The following is a 22,296-nucleotide window of genomic DNA, read 5'->3' as shown; positions in this document are numbered from 1 at the left end:
GGTTTTTTCATGTGGGGTAAGGGATTTCCACACGGTCTCGTTCGTCGGCACGGGCCTGAGCGTGGACATCGTCCCCGTCATTGAAGACTCGCAGCGCGCAGGTTACGGCTGGCAGTTCGATTTGCAGGACGGCTCGAAGCTCCAGACCTGCGCTCCCTGCGGATCAAGTTCGTGCGCGACCGGAAGAACAAGGACAAGGACTTTCGCACGTTGGTCCGCTTGACGAAGAAGTGGCGCAATCACGCCGAGCTGAAACCGCTCAAATCGTTCATCATCGAGCTGCTCGTCGCGAACCTGCTCGACACGGAGGGCAACACCGGATTGATTGAGCAGCGGTTCCGGCGCATCCTTCTCTACATCGCGCAATCCGGGCTGACGGAGCGCATCCAGTTCGCCGAGAACACGCCGCCGTTCGGCACGTTCAACGACCCTGTCGTGATTATCGATCCGGTCTACAGCCTGAACTTTGCTTCGGCAGAGGATGACACCGAGTTGTGGAAGGAAATCTTTGGACCCCGCTTCAAGATCGAGGAACCTGCATGACCCACTCTGCAACTGCCAGTCAGACGTATTCTTACACCAACGCCGACGTCGAGGCGGTGGCGCGGAGGTTTACGGCCGATCTCGTCATGATCGCCCAGAGCTCCGGCGCCATCACCGAAGCCAAGGCGCGCGAGTATGCCCACGATGCGAGGCCCTCGCCAAGAAGGGGTTCCTGAAAAGGTTGACATCACCTTGCCCCGCGACTTCACGGAGGAGGTGTGCGCGGTGCAATACACCGTCAACACTGCCTCGGGCGATCTCACCATGAGCCGCCCCGGCGGGGTCATGTGGCGGCCCAAGGTCGCCAATCCGTACTTGCGTATCGTTCTGTTCCACACCGACGATTACACGTTCCCCGAGCGCGCCGCGATGAGCTCCAAGCTGAAGATCAACTGGAGTCCAACAAGCGACGACACCAGCCATGCGACGCTGAAGTCGGCGGGCAACCGCGACTATGCCAGCAACGCATTCGGTATGCAGCGAAAGGACTTTGCCTCATGAACCAGCCGGCTCCCAAAGTCTTCGACAGCGAAACTCCGCTTCCGGACCCTGCGCAAACCGCCAAGGCGAAGACGCTGCTCGGATTTGAGGAGCGGTACAAGCGCGTTCACAATCAGCTTCGCCTCCTTTTGAGCCTCGATGAAATCGGCGTCTGGAACAAGAAGCACCACGGCGGTAAGTTGCGGCTGTCCGGACTGGTCGCCGAACAGTATCCCCTCGCCATCTTTCACGGCGACATCGGCACAGCACGGCCAACGCCGAATGCCTGGCCAACCGCATTGTTGCAGAGGCTCGTGCGGACGATTCGATCTTGTTCAAGCTCAGCAACCGCGTTCGCGGTAGCGGCAAGGTCGGAGAGATGGGCACGCACCTTTCGGAGGCGTTCCATCGCGTGACCCACTCCACGGGCCGCGGGCGGCGTGCCATCCTTATTATCGATGAGGGCGATTCGCTGGCGACTTCTCGGTCTCAGGACCATAGCCACCACGAAGATAAAGTAGCCGTCAACACGCTGATAGAAGGTATCGACGATCTGCGCAGGTTTGGTGGCCGTGTCGTCACCTTCCTTTGCACAAACAGGCTTTCGATCCTTGATCCCGCTCTGCAGAGGCGCGCGGCCATCGTCGAGGAGTTCAAGAGGCCGACGGCTGAAGAACGCAGGCAGCTATTCAAGCTCGATTTGGCAGCCCTTGGCCTACCAGAAAGTCAAATCGCGCAACGGGTAGCCACGACTGAAGCAAAGAATGGGCAGCCGTCCTGGACGTACTCGGATATTCGCACCCGCCTTTATCCGGATGTATATGACAATGCGGGGCAGTATTACGCGCGGAAAGGAAGATGGCAGGAGGCGGAGCAGCTGTTTCGTAGGGGGCGTGGCCATGGACGACCCCGACTCCATGATTTCTCTCGCGGATGCAATTCGAGGCGCCAAGTTAGCCGCTAAATGGCCGGGTGAGGACTTCCAGCTCTACGACAGGGCTGCAAGTCTCGGCCATAAAGGCGCGCAAGCCGAGGTAGCCCAGCGGCCAGCCGTTCCTAATGGCCTTCGGAATGTGCCTCCAGTCGTAAGAGAATGGGGCGGTGCAGTCTTGCGGAATATGACCCGTTGAACGACGGGCAGACGCCCATTCCGGAGCGTCGGCAACGGCGAGCCCTCCGCAGTCGCGGCAAGCGGCGTCAAGGGCGGGCTCTTTTCCGCTCGTGCAACCCTTGATGTCCGCGCGGCCGCGGCGGCACCGCATACACTCGTTTGTTCACGTATGACAAAGCCGTAGCCGAGCTTCGCAGAAACAGATGCTTGCACGCGCTTATTCTCGCACATCGCCTGCAACGGCTTGGTTCTCCTGGCAAGAACATGTCACCTTACCGGCGATGCAAGTCGTTTGGGTGCTGCTGCGGATAACCTCACTCGCCATCCGGCTTGGCGTCCGCATACTCATCCTGCTCACATCCATTGCCATCGCGCTCCGGCGCTGGGGCGGCCTTAATCCGGGCCGCGCCCTCGGCTCGGCACGGTTCGCCAACCGACGGGAACTGTTCTGGTCCGGCGTGCGACGCGGGCAAGGCCGTTGTCGGCCGAAGAGGCCGCTCTTTTTTGCGCTTCAACAGGGACGGGATGATTGCGGTGTTCGCGCCGATGGGTGCCGGCAAAGGTGTTGGGGTGGTCATCCCAAATCTTCTCGACTACCGCGGCTCATCGTCTGCACCGATATCAAGGGCGAGAACAGCGCCATCACGCGCCGTCGCCGCATGAAATTCGGCAAGGTGCGGATTCTCGATACCACCAATCCCCACGCGTCCGATCGTTTCAACCCGCTGGACATGATCCGCACGGATGGGCTCCACGAGAAGGACGACGCCGAGGCGTTGGCGCGACTGATGGTGATCCCCGACGCCAAGGAGTCGCACTGGGACAGCAAGGCCGAAGGCCTGCTGACCTGCCTTATCCTGCACGTGGTGCGGCTTGAGCCGCATCTGCGCACCATGGCTCAACTGCGCACGCTCTCAACACTTCCCCCGGAAAGTCTCAAGGAACTGCTGCACGCGATCGCCAGCGAGGGTACGCGGGCGGCCCGCGAATTGGCAGGAAGCTTCCTCGCGATGGAAGGGAGCGAGGAGTACCGCAGCGTGCTGTCCAACGCGGAGAGGGCCACCCGGGTCTAGTCTTCCGCAAGCCCTGCCGGCGAAATCAGCACTTCATCCACCTTCCAGCTCAGCGAGCTGGTGAGCGAGGTATCCACCATCTACCTCGTCGTCGACGAGGAGAAGCTCTCGGTTTACGCGGGATTCCTGCGCGTGATGGTGGGCTGCGTCATCAACGCGCTGACGCGCGGTAAGAACCTGCCGCGGCCCAAGAAAAAGGTTCTGCTGCTGCTTGATGAGGCGGCTGCCCTCGGCAGCCTTGAGCCGCTCGAGCGTGGAGTAGGGTACTTGCGCGCCTACTGCACGCCCCTTCTCGTCTTCCAGGACATGAGCCAGCTGCGCGAGCTCTATCGCCGCTCCGGCTCATTCCTGGCGAACGCGACCTGTAAGGGCTTCTTCAACGTCGCCGACCTGGAAGCCGCAAGGTTCGTCTCCGAGATCATCGGCCAGGCGACTTCATTTTCAAAAAACCAGGGCACCTCGCGGTCCAACATGGACATGGTGCGCGAGCAGCAGTCCATGGGTCTCTCGGAGACCGGCCGCTGGCTGCTGGACCCGTCCGAGGTGCTGCGCCTGCCGGGCAGGCGCTCCCTGGTCCTTTATCGCAGCGACATCGTGCGGTATCCGGTGCTCGCCTCCAAGGTCAACTACCGTTCATGGCGCCACTGGCTCTGGTGGGGCGTTTACGACCGGTGGCCAGCTGCGGTTAACTCGCGGCAACGTGAAGTTGCGAACCAAACCATGACAAGTTAATCTCGGCAAGCCTCGCTCATGATGGGGTTTCCAGTATGGCTAGATCTGACGCGAGTGTTGGCGGCAATCTCGAAAAGCGTGTCGAGAGCCTTTTGAACGGATGCATCGGCGCAAATCCGCTGCCGGGAAGACCCGATCGAAGTCTGCTACCCGACTCTCCGTTGGCGCAAGGTCTTATTGCGGGTTTAAGCTACGCGTTCCTTTTCTGTCTGATACCGGTCGTGTGCTTGCAGTTCTTTGAAGCTCGGCCCGAGCGTCACCTGTTCTTATTCTCAGTCTACGGAAGCTTGTACTTCGCCTGGGCCACGATCATCGCGCGACTTACGTCGATCCGACTGCTTGAAATTGTCAGAAACCAGATCGTTCCGACTCTTTCACCGAAAGGAGCGACGCAAGTCCATACCGAACTCGAAGAGCGCTTCAATGAGTGGCGCATCGGCACCGTCTCCTGGGCATGGGCGCTCTTGGGAACGGGTGCCGCTGCATGGGCGATTTACCGCGATGTCGGTTTCTTTCCGCTGCAGATCTTCTGGTGGTCTTTGGGCTGGCTGATGCTGTTTCTCACGGCCGCACGGACCACCTTCGTAGGAAGGTTCTACTCCTGCTTCGCGAAGCAGCTGGATGAAGAAGAGATATACGCTCTCGATCCGGCACAGTCCATACTGGTGCAAGGCGTAGCCGCGCTTGGTCAGGCGATGCTTGTGTTTTGGTTTGGCATCTTGCTGTCCATCACGCTGCTTATTCCATTTGCGAGCCTTGGGGACCAGGAACTCACATCTCCACAATGGTATGCGCACCTGCACTCCGCCTTTGTATGGCTCGTGGTGCCGGTCACGAGCCTGTTTTCAATCCCGTTCGGGACTCTTGTCTATCTGAACAGCGAGAAGGCAATTCGCAAGGTCGTAACGAGGACGCTTCGAACGACAAAGTTGTCGGTCGAGCAACAGGTCGGGCCCCTCTTTGCCAGATATAAGGACCTAGGCGAGGCGGACCTGATGCGCGTGAATGGTTTGTCGGCGATCTACAGCAGACTGGCAACGTCAGGGGGTTACAAAAGTGCGCTTGCGATTGGCTTCAGCCTGCTCATCCCGGTGATCGGACCGGCGACTGCGGTTGCGAAGTTCATCCTTGATCATCAAAAGCACTGAAAGCCAGGCGGCTTCTGCCGTGCTGGCGAGAGGTACCCTTGCGGAGTGACCGCGGGCGGTTCGACCAGACCGTGAAACGAACAAGCTGGTTCTCACGCAAACTCAGCAACTCAAAGAACAACCGGTCGAGCTGCGCGATGAGCCACTGGACTTGTGCCGCCCGCTTGCGGGCATGCAGGGTACGCTCCCATGCCGAGGCACGATCCTCTCGTGCCGCACCAATCGCTTCCGAGTCGCGGATGCGGCTTGCGTAGTAGACCTGCCGCGTCTTCAAGCGCGTGATGTGTCGTTGCGCCTTCGCCGCGGCGAAGCCAAACCTCCCAGCGTTCTGCTGAATACGGCTGACGTTGAAGTCGGCGCGGCTGCCCTCATCGAGCTCGGTGTAGACGACCTTGCGGCGTTCCTTGTTGCCGGCGGGCCTGCGCCGAACCGGCCCGGCGATCTTGTCCTTACTGAGGGGCGGGCGTTCGCGCACGGCCTTTCTGACTTTGGGGCCGACGTGCAACTCCGGAAGACGTTCAAGCGCAACCGCCCGCACGTGGTCGCCCCGCGACAACGCCGACACTTTTTGGGCGGCAAGGCTGCGGTGGTCACCGCGCGCATTGTGACCCCTTCCCCGCAGGGCGTTGTTCTGGCGGCGGGCCCAGGCCTCCCGCCATTTGATGAGCATGGCTTCGCTATTCCATGCCCGCGTCTTGACGCGCCTTAAGCCCAAGGGCGTGGCCTGCCTGAGCGTCAGCAGCAGATGAGCATGGAAATTGCGCGGGTCGTCCCCCTTCTCGCGGACGGGGGCAAGCTGCGCAGTGTAAGTGCGCCATTCACTTAGCCTAGCTTCTTGGTTTCCTAGCTAGAACAGTTGCAAGAAAACGTCGCACTCAGGCGCGAAATTGCGTTTTATTTCGCGGGGCTGCCCGATGTCGGTGGTAATATTAATCCGCGTGAGACAAAGCCCCGATTCTCGCGCGGCACGACCTGCGCAGAGAATTGAGCCAATTCACGGGAAGAGACGACTAGATTGTTCAGATTGGCTTTGGCCTAGTGGCGCGTCTTGGGCTTATTGATGTAATTGCGCTGCGCTATCAGAGCGGCGATCCGGAGAAATGAAAGCGTTATCCTCGGCGGGCCGTAGCCGGTGTCGCGCACAAAAGCCTCGACTGGCTTGCTTACTTTCTTGAAAAAATTTTCAAGAAAGTCGCTCATAGTCTCAATCTCTTTGGATGTGGGGGCCTTCAGCCGCGCTATCAGTCTGGAGACGGGGTCGTGCACATCCGAAAAACGTTCGATGATTTTGTCAGAGCGCCGTCCCTTGTGAGATGATCAATCACTTTGTGTAGCTCGCTATCATCCGGATGCTCAGCCCGAGCAGCCGCGCGTGTCCCAACTCCAAGCTCATGCAAGATGCCAACTGCAAATTGGCGCCTGGCTTCGAGCAGCGGCGTTCCCTGAGGCAACAGGTCGCCGGCCCTGAGAATGCGTTCAGCTGTAGAAGGCTGCAGAAGAAGTCCGTCTTCAATCATCGGTACATCTCGGCAAACGCCGGCTCCAGCCAGTCATCGCGATGGTCTGACCGGTGCGCGACCGGTAGTGGCAGAGATATGGTGGGTCAGTGAGAATGAAATCCACACACGCGGTGCCCACGCGGCATGACCTTGACGCAATCACCGGCAAGCACGGTGTTGCAGATATCCTGGACGGGTAGGGCGCTCATGAATGCACCTCCCTAGGGGGGCCTTGCGTCCCAGCCGAAGTCGCTGCGGACCAGCTCGAAGCCGTCCATGGTGCCGAGACTGTCGGTGAGATAGATGGCCTCGGCCTTGCGGATCGCGTCCTCGCGGCTGGCAGCCTCGACGACGATCGCCCATTCTTCGTAGTCAAAGCATTTGACCAGCAAGCGGGGAAGGGAAACGGGGCTCATCGCCCCGTCTCCTTGTCGGCCTTCGGTTCGCGGACGACCAGGCGGCCATCCAGAGGCAGGCAGCTGAGCTGGAGGTTGAAGCCCTTGCCGTCCTCGTGCGGCCATGCGGCGCCGATCTTGGTTCAGAAGGCGTTGTCGCCCTGTCCTTCGACCACATAAACTCCATGTGGGCGCTGGTTCTTTTCGTTGCGTTTCATTTGACGATCTCCCGTTTGGTTTTTGCCGGCTGCGCCAATCGCGGCCGGACGGGAGATTTTTGGGAGACGAGGATTTAGCGGCGGCGCAACGGAGGGTCCGGCCGAGGGACCCGCTTGCGGGATACGGTTGGATGCGTTGCGCCGACACGCCTCGGCGCCAGTTTCCCCGTCCTGCTGGCCGATGCATTGGGGTTAGACGCACCATGGGAGGGGCTTGAGACGTAATAGGACCGCGCCTGCAGGGGTTTCTGGCTGTGGGTGAGAGAAAGGCTGAACATGCGGACTAAGGGAGGAGCGCTCCGAATCTTTCGGGACGTCGGGCTAAGCACGTCTTGCCGCGCTGCAATTGCTGTGAGCCACGGCAGATCAGCCTTGACTAGTGCGGGGCGGGACGTTCAACTAACGGATATTGCAACCGTTTGTTGTGGGCGATTTCCGCGCTTTCGGCGCAAACGCTGATCTCATTTTTGATTGAGGGAAGACCATGCCAAGACGGATCGTGCTCCTCTCCGATGGCACTGGCAATTCATCGGCAAAGGTTTGGCGGACCAATGTTTGGCGCATGTTCAGTGCGCTCGATCTCACCAAGGACGACCAGGTTGCCTGTTACGACGATGGCGTGGGGACGTCGTCGTTCAAGCCATTGGCGATGCTTGGCGGAGCCTTCGGCATAGGCCTTCGCCGCAACGTCATCACGCTCTACAAGTTTGCCTGCCGCAACTACCGAGCTGCGGGAGATGAGATATACGCATTCGGATTCAGCCGCGGCGCATTCACAATTCGCGTGACCATAGGTTTGATCCTGGATCAGGGTCTGATTCCTGCGAAGGACATTTCGGATAGCGAACTCGACCGGCAGGCCAAGGCGACTTATCGCGCCTACCATAAAAGACATTTCCATACGAACTGGTACCTGATGATTCAGGGGCTCAAGAAGCTGCTGGGACGGGAGATGTCTGCGCCCTCTGCGGGAGCCACCGCAGGAAGGCACACGCCAATCATTCGCTTTCTGGGGCTTTGGGACACCGTCGCCGCGTACGGACTTCCGGTTGACGAGATGACCCAGGGAGTGAGCCAATGGATATGGCCGCTTGAACTCCCAGGCCACACGCTTCATCCCGACGTGAAACGTGCTTGCCACGCTTTGTCTTTGGATGATGAGCGAACGACCTTCCACCCGGTTCTCTGGAATGAGCGTCGCGAGCCGCCGCAGCCGACGGGAGCCACCCGGTACACATCCAATGAAAGGCTTACGCAGGTCTGGTTTGCCGGCGTCCATGCCAATGTCGGGGGCGGCTACCCGGACGATTCACTGGCGCACATTCCGCTTTACTGGATTATGGAAGAGGCGCGGGCCTGCGGCCTCTCCTTCAAAACGTCCGATCCTGCGGCCCTGGGCGAAACCAAACAAGCGCAGGACAAGGATGGTCGACTGTACGACTCTCGCGCTGGCTCGGGCAGCTACTACCGATACGGCCCCAGTCGGATCTCCCGACTGACCCGCCAAAGCTTCTCGTGGACCACAGGAGATGAGGTCTACGTCGAGAGGCCCAAGATTCACGAGACGGTTTTGCGGCGCATTAAGAACAACGCACACGTCTATGCGCCCATCGGAATCCCACACAACTATGATGTCGTGTCGCCTGAGATCGCTCCAGACGGCTGCGTCCGCTTCCGAATTGACAGCCTTCCAGAGAGGGCATCGGGGCCGACAATCAGCACCCCTGAAACCTCCGATCAGGCCCAAGGCCGCGTCGTCGCGGAGCGGCAGTTCATCTGGCCATTGGTCTACCTGCGCGCGGGGCTGTATTTCCTCACGCTGGCGGCGACCATCGTCTTCGTGCTGTTTCCCTTCACGGGGCGCAGCGATCCTCTGGGCGAGCGGGTCAATGCGCTCAAGTGGGTGTCAGACATCATCCGAACCCTGTCCGGCTTCCTGCCGTCCTGGGTCTCGCAGTGGTTGGTGTCCTACGCCCAATATCCGGTGACGTTCCTGATCCTGGGGGGTGTCATCGTCGCTTTGCTCTTCGGCGGCAAACGGGTCGCATCTGCGATCGACGACCGGATGACCGCACTTTGGCGAGATGCGTTCGCAGGCGAGCTTATCGCGCCATCAGCGGCTCCCAGCGCCAGCCCTCATGGGCGCGAGCTATTTCTTGTCGGTGTGCGCAAGGCATGGCGCTACTATCTCGCTCCGGTACTTTCCGCGGTTGTCATCGTCTATCTGGCAGTCACGGTCGGTAATCGACTTGCGTTCACCGCGGTTGATCAAGCGGGGCTGGTTTGCAAGCCAACGGACAGGCTTGAATTTGTCCCCGACGCCGGCGCGCTGGTCTCGTTCGATGCGTCCGACCTTTGCTTTTCGACCGGTTATAAAGTGGGACGCCTAGAGCGATACCTCGTCTGGACCAACCCGGACCCGATTGCCCTGGCCAGGCAGTACAAGGACTACACTACCAGCCGCGCAACATGTCAGGTAGGGGCGGGAGACTTGCACAATGGCAGCGTCGTCACGGATGCACGTGGCTATTCGACTTTCCATAATCCGGATGACGGAACACAGCTGTCCTGGACCGAGACCGTTGTCCATATGCTCGCATCACCTTTGCGGCGTTACTACTTCCAGCCCTGGTTCCAACCGGTGGCGCGCTATGGCGCGCTAGGTAGTGAAGTGGACTTCCTCGAACCTGACCCCGACCGACGGGTGAAGAAAATATCTGAATATGTGACGCCGAAGGTGGCGGGCGAGTTGTTCTTTTACTTGAACGATGCCGTTCTTGTTCTCCCACGCAAATACCAGTGGCTTTATGGCGATAACGGGGGGTGCGTTTCGTTCTTCATCAAGCCGTCCAAATAACGATGGCGTGGGCCGACGTGAGCGTATGGGGATCTGATGGATTTCAATGGGACCTATATTGCCGGGCTGGTCGTGTCTGGCGTAGCGACAATCGTCTTCTTCGAAGGCAGGCCAAAGGGCCCTCAGTTCGTCGTCGCTCAGAACGCGGTCTTCCTCACGCTCCTTTCCACCGACTTTAGGGATACGGGCGAGGGGGGTAATGATCGTTTCGTCTTCGAGGTTGGCCCAATTGTACATGGTGCAGATGGACGCCTGGGTCTTATTGGCATTGCGCACGGAGGTTGCGGCGAGACCCCGAAGAAAGACGACCAGCTCTTTGCGGGTGATCGTTGATACGATTCGGGGACCGAACTCCGTCTTGGCCCGCTTTAGGACCCACTCGTCATCCTTCCACGATTTCTTGCGGGGCTTCGCGTATTCGTTGATGTAGCGGTCAGCCAGCCGATTGAAGGTCAGCTCGTCGGCTCCCACCGAGGCCTCGGCTGCCTCGCGCTGGGCCTCTGCGACCGGATTGCGGCCTTCGTGCAGGTCCGCATATCGGCGGTTTGCTGTGTTTCGGCATGGAATAAGGGCTCTGACGCAATTTTGGTGCAGCACTGGTCATGTGGCGCCGATTAGCCGAGCCTGCAGCAAGTCGAGCTTAGCGCGTCCGTACATTTGGCGCTTGACCAGTTTGAGCTTGGTGATCTGGCCTTCGGTCTGGCCGTTGGACCAGGACGTCGTGATCGCTGCGCTGACGGCGGCCTTGTCCTTGATGACGCCATTGGCGAAAGACATGACGAGGCTTGCGCATGCTCGTTTCAACCATGGTTCAAGCTCTCCGTGCGCCTTCTTGCGGATCATCGCATGGAAAGTGGCTATGATCTCTCGAGCTTCCACCAGGAGAGGAACGCCTTGCTCAATCGCCGCAATGGTGACGGTCTCTGACTTTGATAGCGTATCGCGGCCATTGGTCATCAGGCGGGCGATCGTTCTCGCGGATGGTACCCGCTGCAGGCTCTGAGCATCGGGCGTTTCGGCACGCCGACGGCGTGTCGCCCATTCGGCAACGACTCGCACCGAGCCTCTAAATCCCTGCGCCTTGAGGCGACGCCAAAGGTCGGCGCCATTACAATGGCCAGCGGCCCACTGAACTTCGAGCCATGGCAGGTAGTGCTCGAGCGAGCTCTCGCGCACCCTGAACACGTCGGATCGCTGACCTCGCAATACCCTGCGGATGAGGCCCCGGCTATGGCCGGTGAGCCGTACGATCTCCTTTATGGAGACGCCCGTCTCAGCCTGTTTGAGAATTGCCGCGTTGGTGTCTTCTCGCCGAAGATAGCCCTCATATTGAATGCGCTCGGCGGCGGTCAACAAGTTGGGATTTATGGTGGCGGAGCCGACCGCGATCCGGACCTGGCGCATGGATTTGCGAACCGCATCGAGGAAGGCGTGGCTGGCGTTCTCCATGAGGTGCCAACGGTCGGCCACCCGGGTGGCGTGCGGGAGTGCCTTGGCCACAGCAAGGGCATAGCCACCGCCGCGGTCGCGCGCGACCACAGCGATTTGTGGCTGCCCGCGAGCCAGGCCTGCGCAGTGGCTGGCTCTCTGTCGGGTAAGAGAGTGATCGGTCGTCGCCGCTCGAGGTCACAGATAATCGTTCCGTACCGCTGATTGCGCCGCCAGGCCCAATCGTCGATGCCGATAACGCTCGGCGCAGCAAAGGGCGGACACCCGCGCTTTCTAACCACCCGAAGCAATGTGTCGTTGCTCACGGGCAGCATAAGTCGACGGGCAAAACTCGCCGCCGGGCGGCCACCCAAGGCAAGGCCAAGGTGATGGACGATCAGATCGAGCCGGGTCGTTCGCCGCGCCCACGGTGCCAGAGCGCCGTCGTCGAAGCGCTCAGTGAAAATACGCCGACCGCACAGAACAGTAACGCAGCGGAAGCGGCGCGCCACGACCACCAGGCGAACCTGCCGCCCCGCCAGCGGCAGATCATTTAGGCGCCTCTGATATCGGCTATGGATCCGCCCAGAACTGGTCCCGCAGCTGGGACAGAGACTCGTCCCCCTCGTGGCGCGTATGGTGATCACGGTCGTAGCGCCATCACAAAAGGCGCTTTCCACGTCAAATCCGCGAGGGACCAAGGCCGACGGACGTAGGGCTCGCTGCATCATATTGATTCCTTTGTGAAACCAACGCGAGCCGACGCTTGAACTTCATCAAAAGTGATGGTGTGGAACGGCCCTTCGAACCGGCATCAAAAGTGCCTAACGTGGTCGCGTAGAGAGGCGCCACAAACGAAGGACCGTTCCATGGAGAAGATTATCACAGTGGGTTTGGATTTGGCCAAGTCGATCTTTCAAGTTCACGGCATCGCCGAAAACGGGAAAGTCTTGGTTCGTCGCACATTGCGGCGATCGCAGGTTCTGCCCTTCTTTCGGAGCCTTCCAGCTTGCGTGGTAGGTATGGAGGCCTGTGCGAGTGCCCATCACTGGGCACGCGAGATAGCGGCGTTGGGCCACTCTGTCCGCATGATGCCGCCAGCCTACGTGAAGCCTTACGTCAAACGAAACAAGACCGACGCGGCGGATGCTGAAGCCATTTGTGAGGCGGTCAACCGCCCGACAATGCGGTTCGTGCCCGTGAAGACTGCCGAACAACAAGCAGCCAGCATGATTTTGCGAACGCGAGAGATGCTGATGAAGCAGCGCAGCCAGACTGCAAATGCCCTGCGTGCCCATATGGCCGAATTGGGCATTATCGCTGGCACAGGCATGGCAAGCATCGCAAAACTCCTGGTGCTTCTCCGGGACGAAAAAGACAATAGGATTCCCGGCGCCGCCCGCTTTGCCCTGATCCTATTCGCTGAACAGATTGAGCTGCTTACAACCCGCATAGAGAAGCTCGACAGAGAGATTTTGGTTGCCGTCAGAAAGGACCCTGATGCAAGGCGTCTGATGAGCATTCCGGGTGTCGGTCCTCTCATCGCCGCTACCGTTCGGACATCCGTCGTGGATGCTCGCGATTTTGCGACTGCACGAGATTTTGCGGCTTGGACGGGGCTCACACCGAGGGCACAGTCGAGCGGCGGGAAAGAAAGGCTCGGCGCGATATCAAAGCGCGGAAATCGGCAACTACGGACGCTCCTGATCGTTGGTGCGACCTCTATCATCAAGCTTGCTAAACGAGGCTTGAAAGTCCCACTCTGGATTCGGACCATGCTGCAAAGACGGCCGGTCAAGGTCGTATCGGTCGCGCTCGCTAATAAGATTGCGCGCACGATCTGGGCCTTGCTGGTCAGAGGCGGCAACTATCAGGCGCCGGCCGCAATGCTGAAATCCTAATCTCAAGAGCTCTCCGGCGGAAGAAGAACGCTGCCGAGGAGGCAAGGTGCAAATCTGGATGAACCCCGAATGACGTCATTCCCGGTAGCAATCAGACCGCCTGACTCACTGCGCTTCGAGCGCGAGAAATTGATTGGGCGATTGCTTCCGCGGATATCATCGTGGCCAGCGGCCAGGCGCCGCGTTCACAGGCCGAACATATGACCGCACCGTCATCCCTTGTTCAACCAGAGAAAGATCTTGCAGCCCGGGCCGTTCCACATATGAGTCAGAGCCGAATAAGGACCCCGTTTTCGGGGTGATCGGCATCCAATCGGGGCTCTGACTCATTTCTGATGAAGTTCGCCGGCGACTGTGGTTCTTCAACGGAGAATCGGCGCCATGCGGACAGGCTTTCGAATTTCATCGCTAGTACCGAGTGGTTTGGTCTTTGATGGCGTAAGTGATTCAGAGGATTCGGTTATTCTGGCTGTTCGGTCAGAGGCTGCGGAGGCCCAGTGCCCTTTGTGCGCGACACTATCGCGCCGAGTCCATAGCCGCTACATCCGGCACGTGGCCGATTTGCCATCAGCGGGCAGAAAGGTGCGCCTCCGATTACTCACGCGGCGCTTCACATGCGAGGTGCCGCATTGCCGCCGGCGGATCTTCGCGGAGCGGTTCGGAGAAGACGTCGTTCCGCTTCGACGGCGTCGGACGGCACGGCTCGAACACATCGTCCATCACCTGGGGTTGGCGCTCGGCGGCCGGCCGGCAGCAAGCTTCGCCAAGCGGCTCATGCTGCCTGTCAGCAACGATACCTTGCTGCGGGTGGTCCGCCGGCGGGCGGCGATGCCGATGGATCCCTTGCTTGTTGTGGGTATTGATGACTGGGCGTTCCGGAGAAATCGTCGGTACGGGACCATCGTGTGCGATTTGGAGCGTCGGCGGATCGTTGCCTTGCTACCCGACCGGGAAATGGCGACCGTTCAGGCGTGGCTGTCGAAGCACCCGGGCATCAACATGGTGTCGCGAGATCGCGGTGGTGGATATGGCGAGGCAGCAGCCAAGGCGCTGCCGAACGCCATCCAGGTCGCCGATCGCTGGCATCTGATGGAAAACGCGAGCGCGGCCTTCCTTGAAGCGGTGCGCCGCTCGATGAGCAAAATCCGAGCCGCAATCGGGGCGACGACGATCGATCTTAAACTGCTGACCTGCGCGGAAAAGCTTCGCTATCAGGGTTATCTGCGGCGCCAGGACAGCCATGCCGCAATCGCGGCTCTTGTCGGCGACGGTGTGCCGCTCAAGGAGATCGTCCGCCGCACAGGACATAGTCGCAATCTGGTTCGCCAGATTAGTCGCGGCGGCGGTACGGATATCTTCCGCACCCGTCAAAGCACCCTGGATGGGCACCTGCCGTTCCTGGACGCGCAGTGGTCAGGCGGCTGTCGTAACGGTGCCGAACTCTGGCGCCGTTTGAGAGGGCAAGGCTTTAAGGGATCGCTGCGCGTGGTGGCGGAATGGGCCACGCGACGGCGACGCGCCGAGACCATCAGCCGTCAACAATTGCAGAGGGTCCCCGCCGCCCGGACGATAGCGCAGTTGATGACGATGAAGCGGGACCACCTAACCAAGGCCGAGACCGTCACGGTTGCCGCTATTGAACAAAGCGTCCCTATGCTGGCCGATGCCAACGCTCTCGTTGGCCGCTTCCACGCGATGATCCGAAAGAGGGCCGAGATCGAGCTCGAACCTTGGATAGATGAATCCAAGCGGAGCCTCATTGGCTCGTTCGCGAATGGGATCGCCAACGACAAGGGCGCGGTGCACGCGGCTATCACGCAACCGTGGTCCAATGGCCAAGTGGAAGCTCAGATCACCAAGCTCAAGCTGGTCAAGCGGCAGATGTACGGGCGCGCTAAGCTCGATCTCCTTCAGGCTAGGCTGATTGGCGCGCCATAAAAACAAACACGATCATCGAATATGCGTCAGAGCCCCAGTCGAACGCCGATTGACATGCAGGTATCTCGCATATTGTTTTCGCATCAGCGGCTGCGGTCGAAACCACTGCCGCAGCCAAGCAGAACGCTACTCTCATCATCACCTCCTCCGGCGAGGTGAACTGGTTTTCAAAGATTGCTCCTCACAGGCTGTTGAGTCAACGGCAGCGACGGGCCAATGATCGCAGGAACGATCGGGCCGCTTTCATTCGGCACAACGTGTGCATTGCTAACCAACAACTGGGAATGGTGTTGTTTGGCGATGTGCGCGGTCTAGATGTAGCCACGAGGGAATCCATCAGTCACTTTAAAAAAGGACGGCGAGCAAAATCCCGACTTGACCCCGGCTGCGGCCACGGGGACCGATGTCTCCAAAGAGATGGGGCCGCTCCTGGACGGCGCTCAGGTTCCGGGGTCAGCTTCCATTCCCGGCCGAACGGAGCTTCTGGTGACTTGTCCCTAGTGCTGGCCGGGATCGTTGCTTACCGGCTCAGGAAGCTTTGGAAGGTTCCTGGTTGCTTGGTCACGGACCCAAGCTGCCCAGGCGAATGAAAATGACGCCTTGGAGCGACCTTCCACGATGTCTACTAGCTGCGTTTGTAAGACCCCCAGTCCAAACGCAGTCATCAGGATGAGCGCGGCTTGTACTATTTGACTTACTGGAGTGGCACCTATCGCTTCTGCCTGGAAGCCGATCGGCGATACAGCTTCTTCGAACACGATGGCGCTGAGCGCGGCTAGAAACTTGATCAAGATCCAAGCCGCAAGCTCTTCGAAATACCAAACAAGAGCGGGCGGCTTGGCGCATCCGAATATCCCCGCCAATCCGTAGGTGAGCAGCTGTGGCACAACCGCAACGACTATGATCGAGATGACCAAAACGAGTTCATCACGAATATTAGTCAGCCAGTCATGAAGCCACAAAGTATATGCGCTCGGGATGTGCATCTCCTGTTCGAGGAACAGACTTAGAGATGAATAGCCATCAAGGTAGGCCGCGACCGATATCGTAATGCGGATCACGAAAACCAAGGAAAACGCGTACCAAATGACATTGATCTGAGTTTGGTGACCTCTCCGGTTCATTGTTTTTATGCATAGCCAGACAGTCCACAGAGCAAGCAGCAACCAGACTAATTGAGCTGCTCGAATAATCCATTCTGCGGCTGTCTGCGAGACCATTCCGGTATCCTAGTTCTGGCTGCACTCTCCCTGAGTGCCCTAAGTGGTGGGACGCTAGTCAGATAAGAGTCAGCGTTTTCGCTTCTTCATCCTCACCCCCGCTCCGCCCCCGTTCTCGGGGATAAACTCGACGCCAGCTCTTTCCAGGGCTTTGGCTATCACGTCGATAGTCTCGTCTGCGACCTTGATCGGGCCGCCAGCTTCTGCACGTTTCAATGTAGCCACAGATACGCCTGCAGCCTCCGCGACCTCGGGCTGAGAGAGGCCGGTCAGCGCACGCGCGGCTCTCAATTGAGAAAAATCCACCAAGGCTATTGATCCTTTTAGATCATCGTGTGTGATCCTTTTGTATCAAGGCTGAATTTCGAAAGCAACCCCGATGAGCAAGACCACTTTCCCGGTGAACGGCGGAGCCATGCCCGCAACCATCATCACCAATGTGAACTTCACCGACTTCGGGCAGCTAAACCGCGACACGGCCTTGGTCTGCCATGGGGTCTTGCGCACCTCGGCCAACGGTAAGCCGCGCCACCCGCGGGCCGCTCTCCTCTCGAAAATCATGATTGAGGCTCATGCCCGCGCGAAGGCGGATTATGCCAACGAGCTTTCGTGCCGCGCTCGCGCTCACCACGTCAACCGCTCTTACAGCTATTACCTCGGGCTCCAGATGCGCAGCGGCTTCGCCGAGGCCCGCGTCGCGCGCACTGGCATGGCGCCCGCATTTGAGCTGCCTGCGCAGCGTTGGGCATAAGGGGCGCACACATGCTCGCACCGTCCAATCAAGGCACCTTCGTCAAGGTCCCTGCGCGCCACCTTTTGCGTGGTGACGTGACCGGCTCCTGGGAAGTCGTGCTCAGCGTAAGCACGGGCGCCAAGACGCACCGCGGCATGGTCGACGTCCTTTTGCAGAAGGGCGAGCGAAAGCGCGCGGCCATCTGGAACGCGCGCACAATCATCGGTGTTCGCCGCGGCGGCACGCCTCCGGTCGAAGTCGCAGGGCCCACGGAAATCCCCCTCTCGGATCGCCTGCCGACATTTCACGAGCTCGCCGCGTTTGATGCCGGTAAGGCTTGGGACCGGCTCTCACCCGAGCAGCGGCGCGCAATCGGTGTGCTCGCTCTCAGGTTCGGTACGGTCGGCCAGTGCGAGGGCTATTTTCACGAGACCATTGAAGGCGTCCGCGAAGGTTTTTCTTCGAGCCATTGGACGCCACAGGTTCAAGCCACAGCGGTGTGGCCGCGCCTGCAAATCGATCTGGTCGAAAGCGCAGCGCGCGCCGCATTTGAAGCGCTCTGCGAACACTTTGACCCCCTTTGGCCCCAGCTGTTTGGCTGGCAAGCGCGAAAGGAGGTGAAGTAACCGCGGGCCAACCTGCATTCGCGGCCGACTGAGCAAGGGCGGACCAACGCTCGGTCAATCATCAAATCCCAAACTTGAGAGAACAACATGAGCAGCGCGGTAGCTAAGGGCGCCACGGGCGCCGGACTATTTTCATCATCTTCCCCCAAGCAGGAAAGCCGGCGCGGTGCATGCAAGCCCGGACTGGCAGGACCAGAACAATCCGCCTGCTCAAACATTCCTGAGCCCGGGGCCCAGCTCAGCAGGAGATCAGTCATGAACATGTTAGTTAGCGCCGCGGTTGTCGGCACAGCAATCCCGCAGGCGGTTGTCAGTGCTGCGGGACCGGATCCCATCCTCGCTGCGATCGAGACCCATAGGCAAGTTTACGAACAGCTCGCCAAGGAAGTTGATCGCCACTCTGCGCTGGAGTCAGAAATTCCACTTGAGAAGCGCCAGTCGGAAGTTAACCCTTGGGAAGACGAGTTCATTGTCGAGACCGATGATCCCCGCTGGATCGCGAGTGAACGTGCGCTATTCACGGCTTTTGATGCGGAGAAGGATGCAGCGTGCGCTCTCTGCGATGTCCGTCCCACCACGCGGCAAGGGCTCCTCACACTCCTCAACTATGCGCTCACACACGACAAGGACGGGCACAGCTGGCCCAGTGCGTTGGAAAGCGGCGACACCCGAAATATCACCAGGAGCTGGCACCACTTCCTGATCGAAAACGTCACGGTTGCCCTGACAATGGGATTCGATGAACCCGCTTTATCGTGATCTTGGAGCGGGCGACGGCTCTCGCCGTCCGCCAAACGACCTCAAGCCAAGCCTGTGATTGCCAGGAATCCTCAATGAAGGAGAACGCGACCATGAACATGATGACCGCTATTTCGACCGCGACTGCCGCGCCAACCGCCGCGCCGTCTCTGTCGACCTCCGCAACCGCGGGGATGAACATTGTTGAACGCTATCGACGCGCCAAAGCAGCGGTGGAGCAAGTGGCTACTGAGCTTGACGACGCGCAAGAGAGAGCGGAGGCGGCGCATGGTCACAGACCGTTCGCGCTGATCGCTTGGCGGGACTACTCGGCGATAGGCTGCGGCGAGATTCAGGCGATGCGTGAGCGGCTTCTGGCGGCAGGCGATGACGCCCAGACCGTGGAGAAGGAATACAAGGCGGCGCGCAGGCGCTATCGCGCTGCCGTGCAGGCAGGCAAGGAGTGGGATAAGCGAGCCGGGCTAGAGCTGCTCAATCGGCGAGCAGAGGATGCCCGCAAAGAGCTTGCCGCCTCTCAAGATGCACTCAAGGCGTTGTCACCGTCCACCGCAGAAGTGGCACTATCCTTGTTGGATGTCATCCGGGAAAACGTCGAAGAGTTCAAAAGCCTAGAAGCGTGGGAAGTTGCCGTGCTGGCGAAGGCCAATAGCTTTTTCAAGTGAGTCATCCGGCAACCCTCAAGCCGCCGGCCCCATACGAGAGTGATCAACTGGAAAGTCTGAAAACACATGAACGGCCAGGGTTTGCGCGGGCGTTCTGCAACCTTGAATCGAACGTCTGCGACCTCACCCGGATGGCCAGGCTTGCTCAGCTGCAGGTGCACGAAGCAATTGGCGAGCTAAAATATGAAGACGGGACCTGTGTCGAAGTTCCGGACACGGAGAGCGTTGGTCTTGCCATGTTCGCGGTCTCTCTCTTGACCGAAAAAGTGCGAGAGCTTGAACAAGAGTGGTACCGGCTGTTCAACGAAGCGGTAGAGGCTGCACGGAATTGCCGTTGATGTCGCTCGGCCCGCCGGTTCACACTGGCGGGTCTGCTCGTCTGATTCCAAAGCGCGGGCTAGGCGTCTTGGCAGGGAATACCGAAGTTGTCACAAGCGAGAGCGAATGACTCTTTTGCTTTTACATCCTCGAAGCAGAAGCGAGTGCCGACCTCCGCCTGATCGATCCACCAATCGACGTTACTGCCTTTCGCAATGCGGGATGCTTCGCCGCGTAACAGGTCCAGTTGTCTTCCCGCAGCACGAACGATCAAGCAATTCCTCTCTTTGGACATAATACCTTCTCCAATGGCCGGCCAGAATGATAGCGCTAACCGCCGTAGACGAAGGCCGCAGCAGGGGACTGCTGCGGCCTTGTTGTCAAAAAAGCCGGGTGAAAAGGTCTAAGTTAAATATTCAGCCAGCCCCGGCGTGATTATCGTATCGCAGCCTCTCTGGCTCGCAATATGATCTATTTCACAATTGCCAGTTTTCCCGGTCACCTAATGTTCCAGCCAAAACAATTGTTATGCTGGAGTCGGAAGTTTTCGGTGTCCTGATAGCCCTTGTGTATCTGTTGATACTTTCCGCCCGGTTGTGGTTTGCTACGGTTTCCCAACGGTAGGGGCACATGGATCAGCTAAAGAAAGCACTGAGGCAACTAGAGCCCCCGGAATTTCCGAATTGCCGCATCACTATGAGCTGGGTCCGCTCGGAGCAGGTGCGAGATACCCCGGAACGGATCATCGCGCACCTTTTCGTCTGCCCAAACTGCAAACGGGCTCAGCGCAGCGATACAAAGTTCAAGGCGATACGCGTCCCGCCTGACAAACAGGTGTCCCCGCAGTTTCGCGTCCGAGGGCCAGCAATACGCCGAAGATCAGCGCATCATGAAGCAACTACGTCACCGCCCCACAGAGGCGGCTCCGTTTCCGTTTCTAGCCGCTCCGAGCGAGGTGGCCTGATTTGATCTAGCAGTACTAGACATCATGCTTTCTCTCGCTATGATTGTAACTTGGATTATGTCTACTCGGTCTAGCGATCCCGGCTGGGCGTCATGTTCGACGATGCTGCTAAGTTCTGGCAAGAGTATGAGGAATGCCGAAAGCAAGCCGGCATAACGAAAAACCCGTGCTCCCAAGCGCAGTGGCTTCTGTTCGCTGACGAGTGGCTAAAGCAGGCTGTGGCCGCTGAGGCTCTGGCGAAACGCGAGGCGGCTGAACCTGTGGCCGCAAAGTAAGGCCCGCCTCAGGGGCGGCATCTTTCACTGGCTCATGCTGAAGATCCCGCAGATATCCGATCTCCCTTTAGATCTCATGCCAAACGAAACGGCTCGCTTCACGTATTTAATCGCTTCGCGCGCCAAGGCGGGTGCTTTGTAAGCTCGCTGTGGGCGGCGGGCGCCGACGCCCGACCCCGTGCTCGGATAGGTGCGGACCTCCATGCACGGGCCGACATTCTGCGGAGGAACAGCGATTGGCGGCCCCGGCTTCAGTGGGGCTGGAGGATGGGCCGGGCCGCTCCGCTGGCTCAGAGCGCGCCAGCAAGCCTCCAAGCCTTTCTCCGCGCGTTCACTCCTCTAAGGCGCGGCTCGAGCTCCCAAATTGCGGCGGCTTGCCGCTGCTGAAGTCCGGCCTGACCTGAGCCCCTCGGTTCCGGCATCCGGCGCACACCAACCGCGACTCTTACATCAGACAAGCGAACATCGTTCGGCCAGCGATAGGTGTTGATCTGGCATCTCGCGACCATTGCTGCATCGCATCTAGGGCAACGATCCGGCCTGGATTGGCGTAAGACCGACTCAAATGCTGTCCACGTTGAATGAGAAATCCTGATGGCTGAGCGCGTCTACGCGCTGCCGCGATTCAGGATTCGGCTCTGTGCTGCGCATTTCCGCGCTTCCTCAAAGGAGAGAGTCATGATGCAGCAGTGTCGTCGATGCGAGCAGAACCTACCGCTGTCGAGCTTCGGTTATGGAGGACGCTCTCGTGCTCGCAAGTTTTGTCACGGCTGCTTTTCTGCAATAGTGAATGGTGAAGTGTTCACCATGAACTCGACAGAAGCTGGCACGTTCATGGTGAGGCTAGAAGCCGGCCACTCGCTTCGGATGCTTACAGGCGGCGCCGACGAACCGCCGATTTGCTCGGCGGATGCATTTCGCAGGCATTGCGAATTGCATCCTGAATAGGGTGAGAAGCCTGCGCTCTTGTGAAGACGAATGGCAAGTCTCGGATTCTTGAAGGAGTGTACAATCGCACCGTGGCGAGCCGCACCGCCTGCAATCGAGGGCACCCATTGTCCGTCGAAGTCGCCGCAAGAATGCATACTGAGCGGAAATGGGATCATAAATGGTGCGATACATGCGTACGCAGCTGGAACGGCGTCGGCCGATATCTGGCGGAGGATACGACTATCACCGAGCGTCCCAAAATCGAGGCGCGTCTAAAACTCTCCAAGGGGGCAGTGCACCTAACGCCCGATGACTTGGCCCTGATCGAAAAGTGGCTCAACCTGGGTGCCTCGTTGAGAAAACTGCTCAGTGAGTATGACACGATTAGGTTGAGGCTGTATCGAAAGAGCAATCCAGCATGGGAGGCAAAGTTCAAACCGGTCATCACGAGAAATTCTAGGCTCGCAACGGCGGCGGGATCTCGAG

The 22,296-nt window shown here is 59.3% G+C and carries 21 protein-coding genes and 3 pseudogenes; 17 read left to right on the top strand and 7 right to left on the bottom strand.

Annotation, left to right across the window (positions count from 1 at the left end; all coding sequences use genetic code 11):
• Positions 1-171: 171 nt before the first annotated feature.
• From QRQ56_RS26625 to QRQ56_RS26595, 7 genes and pseudogenes are all read left to right on the top strand, one after another.
• Positions 172-543, top strand: a complete 372-nt coding sequence (locus tag QRQ56_RS26625) for a hypothetical protein (protein ID WP_438744125.1) — start codon at positions 172-174, stop codon at positions 541-543.
• Positions 540-719: a hypothetical protein gene (locus QRQ56_RS26620; protein ID WP_268738918.1), complete on the top strand. Its 180-nt coding sequence runs from the start codon at positions 540-542 to the stop codon at positions 717-719. Before QRQ56_RS26625 ends, QRQ56_RS26620 begins: the two co-directional genes overlap by 4 nt.
• 49 nt (positions 720-768) lie before the next feature.
• Positions 769-1,044 (top strand): hypothetical protein, encoded by a 276-nt coding sequence (locus QRQ56_RS26615; RefSeq protein WP_438744122.1) that lies wholly within the window; start codon positions 769-771, stop codon positions 1,042-1,044.
• On the top strand, positions 1,041-1,439 hold the full coding sequence (locus QRQ56_RS26610) for a hypothetical protein (RefSeq protein WP_438744120.1): 399 nt from the start codon (positions 1,041-1,043) through the stop codon (positions 1,437-1,439). Before QRQ56_RS26615 ends, QRQ56_RS26610 begins: the two co-directional genes overlap by 4 nt.
• Positions 1,403-1,987, top strand: a complete 585-nt coding sequence (locus tag QRQ56_RS26605) for an AAA family ATPase (protein ID WP_438744281.1) — start codon at positions 1,403-1,405, stop codon at positions 1,985-1,987. Before QRQ56_RS26610 ends, QRQ56_RS26605 begins: the two co-directional genes overlap by 37 nt.
• Before the next feature lie 350 nt (positions 1,988-2,337).
• Positions 2,338-3,939 (top strand): annotated as a pseudogene (locus QRQ56_RS26600) (type IV secretory system conjugative DNA transfer family protein).
• Between the two features lie 35 nt (positions 3,940-3,974).
• Positions 3,975-5,087, top strand: a complete 1,113-nt coding sequence (locus QRQ56_RS26595) for a hypothetical protein (RefSeq protein WP_438744119.1) — start codon at positions 3,975-3,977, stop codon at positions 5,085-5,087.
• On the opposite strand, the pseudogene QRQ56_RS26590 reads toward QRQ56_RS26595, so the two are convergent.
• The 3 genes and pseudogenes from QRQ56_RS26590 to QRQ56_RS26580 form a co-directional block, all read right to left on the bottom strand.
• Positions 5,062-5,841 (bottom strand): annotated as a pseudogene (locus tag QRQ56_RS26590) (MobA/MobL family protein); the annotation flags it as partial. The gene QRQ56_RS26595 and the pseudogene QRQ56_RS26590 overlap by 26 nt on opposite strands.
• A 281-nt stretch (positions 5,842-6,122) precedes the next feature.
• Positions 6,123-6,287, bottom strand: a complete 165-nt coding sequence (locus tag QRQ56_RS26585; protein WP_231188907.1) for a hypothetical protein — start codon at positions 6,285-6,287, stop codon at positions 6,123-6,125.
• 520 nt (positions 6,288-6,807) lie between these two features.
• Positions 6,808-7,002 (bottom strand): hypothetical protein, encoded by a 195-nt coding sequence (locus tag QRQ56_RS26580; RefSeq protein ID WP_438744117.1) that lies wholly within the window; start codon positions 7,000-7,002, stop codon positions 6,808-6,810.
• A gap of 681 nt (positions 7,003-7,683) precedes the next feature.
• Between QRQ56_RS26580 and QRQ56_RS26575 the strand changes: the two genes are divergently transcribed.
• Both QRQ56_RS26575 and QRQ56_RS26570 read left to right on the top strand, forming a co-directional pair.
• Complete coding sequence (locus QRQ56_RS26575) at positions 7,684-10,056, top strand: DUF2235 domain-containing protein (RefSeq protein ID WP_438744116.1); 2,373 nt, start codon at positions 7,684-7,686, stop codon at positions 10,054-10,056.
• A 36-nt stretch (positions 10,057-10,092) separates the two neighbouring features.
• Positions 10,093-10,389: a hypothetical protein gene (locus QRQ56_RS26570; protein ID WP_438744114.1), complete on the top strand. Its 297-nt coding sequence runs from the start codon at positions 10,093-10,095 to the stop codon at positions 10,387-10,389.
• Between the two features lie 267 nt (positions 10,390-10,656).
• On the opposite strand, the pseudogene QRQ56_RS26565 reads toward QRQ56_RS26570, so the two are convergent.
• A pseudogene (locus tag QRQ56_RS26565) lies at positions 10,657-12,212 on the bottom strand (ISL3 family transposase).
• A gap of 141 nt (positions 12,213-12,353) precedes the next feature.
• Between QRQ56_RS26565 and QRQ56_RS26560 the strand changes: the two are divergent.
• On the top strand, positions 12,354-13,385 hold the full coding sequence (locus QRQ56_RS26560) for an IS110 family transposase (RefSeq protein ID WP_231188901.1): 1,032 nt from the start codon (positions 12,354-12,356) through the stop codon (positions 13,383-13,385).
• Between the two features lie 381 nt (positions 13,386-13,766).
• Positions 13,767-15,323 carry an ISL3 family transposase gene (locus QRQ56_RS26555; RefSeq protein WP_438744112.1) on the top strand — a complete coding sequence of 519 codons (1,557 nt, stop codon included), beginning with the start codon at positions 13,767-13,769 and terminating at the stop codon, positions 15,321-15,323.
• Between the two features lie 497 nt (positions 15,324-15,820).
• Here the strand turns inward: QRQ56_RS26555 and QRQ56_RS26550 are convergent, their stop codons facing one another.
• Entirely contained in the window at positions 15,821-16,543 is a 723-nt protein-coding gene (locus QRQ56_RS26550) for a hypothetical protein (protein ID WP_438744111.1), read from the bottom strand.
• Positions 16,544-16,612: 69 nt separating this feature from the next.
• A complete protein-coding gene (locus tag QRQ56_RS26545; protein WP_438744280.1) occupies positions 16,613-16,849 on the bottom strand; it encodes a helix-turn-helix domain-containing protein in 237 nt (78 codons plus the stop codon).
• A gap of 73 nt (positions 16,850-16,922) precedes the next feature.
• Between QRQ56_RS26545 and QRQ56_RS26540 the strand changes: the two genes are divergently transcribed.
• From QRQ56_RS26540 to QRQ56_RS26520, 5 genes are all read left to right on the top strand, one after another.
• On the top strand, positions 16,923-17,294 hold the full coding sequence (locus tag QRQ56_RS26540) for a hypothetical protein (RefSeq protein ID WP_438744110.1): 372 nt from the start codon (positions 16,923-16,925) through the stop codon (positions 17,292-17,294).
• 11 nt (positions 17,295-17,305) lie between these two features.
• On the top strand, positions 17,306-17,902 hold the full coding sequence (locus QRQ56_RS26535) for a hypothetical protein (RefSeq protein WP_438744109.1): 597 nt from the start codon (positions 17,306-17,308) through the stop codon (positions 17,900-17,902).
• 255 nt (positions 17,903-18,157) lie between these two features.
• Positions 18,158-18,661, top strand: a complete 504-nt coding sequence (locus QRQ56_RS26530) for a hypothetical protein (protein WP_438744108.1) — start codon at positions 18,158-18,160, stop codon at positions 18,659-18,661.
• Positions 18,662-18,735: 74 nt separating this feature from the next.
• Entirely contained in the window at positions 18,736-19,323 is a 588-nt protein-coding gene (locus QRQ56_RS26525) for a hypothetical protein (protein WP_438744107.1), read from the top strand.
• Positions 19,320-19,661, top strand: a complete 342-nt coding sequence (locus QRQ56_RS26520) for a hypothetical protein (protein WP_438744106.1) — start codon at positions 19,320-19,322, stop codon at positions 19,659-19,661. Before QRQ56_RS26525 ends, QRQ56_RS26520 begins: the two co-directional genes overlap by 4 nt.
• Positions 19,662-19,720: 59 nt before the next feature.
• On the opposite strand, the gene QRQ56_RS26515 is transcribed toward QRQ56_RS26520, so the two are convergent.
• Positions 19,721-19,936 (bottom strand): hypothetical protein, encoded by a 216-nt coding sequence (locus tag QRQ56_RS26515; protein WP_438744105.1) that lies wholly within the window; start codon positions 19,934-19,936, stop codon positions 19,721-19,723.
• Between the two features lie 1,538 nt (positions 19,937-21,474).
• Between QRQ56_RS26515 and QRQ56_RS26510 the strand changes: the two genes are divergently transcribed.
• Positions 21,475-21,828, top strand: a complete 354-nt coding sequence (locus tag QRQ56_RS26510) for a hypothetical protein (RefSeq protein WP_438744104.1) — start codon at positions 21,475-21,477, stop codon at positions 21,826-21,828.
• Positions 21,829-22,296 lie beyond the last annotated feature (468 nt).

The organism is Bradyrhizobium sp. U531 (assembly GCF_051710265.1).
Lineage (GTDB): Bacteria > Pseudomonadota > Alphaproteobacteria > Rhizobiales > Xanthobacteraceae > Bradyrhizobium.
This window is presented reverse-complemented; position numbering and strand designations above follow the sequence as displayed.

Excerpts from the sequence above, each read along its gene's own strand:
- QRQ56_RS26620 (WP_268738918.1), top strand. The coding sequence starts at position 540 with ATGACCCACTCTGCAACTGCCAGTCAGACGTATTCTTACACCAACGCC.
- QRQ56_RS26610 (WP_438744120.1), top strand. The coding sequence starts at position 1,041 with ATGAACCAGCCGGCTCCCAAAGTCTTCGACAGCGAAACTCCGCTTCCG.
- QRQ56_RS26605 (WP_438744281.1), top strand. The coding sequence starts at position 1,403 with ATGGGCACGCACCTTTCGGAGGCGTTCCATCGCGTGACCCACTCCACG.
- QRQ56_RS26595 (WP_438744119.1), top strand. The coding sequence starts at position 3,975 with ATGGCTAGATCTGACGCGAGTGTTGGCGGCAATCTCGAAAAGCGTGTC.
- QRQ56_RS26585 (WP_231188907.1), bottom strand. The coding sequence starts at position 6,287 with ATGAGCGACTTTCTTGAAAATTTTTTCAAGAAAGTAAGCAAGCCAGTC.
- QRQ56_RS26580 (WP_438744117.1), bottom strand. The coding sequence starts at position 7,002 with ATGAGCCCCGTTTCCCTTCCCCGCTTGCTGGTCAAATGCTTTGACTAC.
- QRQ56_RS26575 (WP_438744116.1), top strand. The coding sequence starts at position 7,684 with ATGCCAAGACGGATCGTGCTCCTCTCCGATGGCACTGGCAATTCATCG.
- QRQ56_RS26570 (WP_438744114.1), top strand. The coding sequence starts at position 10,093 with ATGGATTTCAATGGGACCTATATTGCCGGGCTGGTCGTGTCTGGCGTA.
- QRQ56_RS26560 (WP_231188901.1), top strand. The coding sequence starts at position 12,354 with ATGGAGAAGATTATCACAGTGGGTTTGGATTTGGCCAAGTCGATCTTT.
- QRQ56_RS26555 (WP_438744112.1), top strand. The coding sequence starts at position 13,767 with ATGCGGACAGGCTTTCGAATTTCATCGCTAGTACCGAGTGGTTTGGTC.
- QRQ56_RS26550 (WP_438744111.1), bottom strand. The coding sequence starts at position 16,543 with ATGGTCTCGCAGACAGCCGCAGAATGGATTATTCGAGCAGCTCAATTA.
- QRQ56_RS26540 (WP_438744110.1), top strand. The coding sequence starts at position 16,923 with ATGAGCAAGACCACTTTCCCGGTGAACGGCGGAGCCATGCCCGCAACC.
- QRQ56_RS26535 (WP_438744109.1), top strand. The coding sequence starts at position 17,306 with ATGCTCGCACCGTCCAATCAAGGCACCTTCGTCAAGGTCCCTGCGCGC.
- QRQ56_RS26530 (WP_438744108.1), top strand. The coding sequence starts at position 18,158 with ATGAACATGTTAGTTAGCGCCGCGGTTGTCGGCACAGCAATCCCGCAG.
- QRQ56_RS26525 (WP_438744107.1), top strand. The coding sequence starts at position 18,736 with ATGAAGGAGAACGCGACCATGAACATGATGACCGCTATTTCGACCGCG.
- QRQ56_RS26515 (WP_438744105.1), bottom strand. The coding sequence starts at position 19,936 with ATGTCCAAAGAGAGGAATTGCTTGATCGTTCGTGCTGCGGGAAGACAA.
- QRQ56_RS26510 (WP_438744104.1), top strand. The coding sequence starts at position 21,475 with ATGGCTGAGCGCGTCTACGCGCTGCCGCGATTCAGGATTCGGCTCTGT.